This window comes from Fructilactobacillus sp. X2R5C2 (assembly GCF_059901375.1).
Genome location: NZ_JBWXUX010000041.1, coordinates 1 through 245, shown reverse-complemented (window position 1 = coordinate 245; position 245 = coordinate 1). Strand labels below are relative to the sequence as shown.

Here is a 245-nt window from a genome sequence, read left to right as displayed (position 1 = left end):
CGTATAACTAATACGGATTTTAATGTGCCCTATTCACAAGAATATGCGTTGGGAGCAAACTTTTTTGAACAAATCGCAGCTACTCAATATCCAATAATATATGATGAACCAGTAGGTATGTTACGTATGATGGCTAACCCAGATCCTGGACAATCTATTGTTTGGAACATGGGTACGCAACAAATTAAATAAGGATAAGAAAATGAGTAAAAAATTAGTATACGGTGCTGGTGGCTGCTATGAAC

The 245-nt window shown here is 36.3% G+C and carries 1 protein-coding gene; it reads left to right on the top strand.

All coding sequences use genetic code 11. From position 1 onward, the window contains the following. Positions 1-192: hypothetical protein (locus AC6UD2_RS06865; protein ID WP_500698445.1), on the top strand; the 192-nt coding region annotated here is incomplete at its 5' end. Between the last annotated feature and the right edge of the window lie 53 nt (positions 193-245).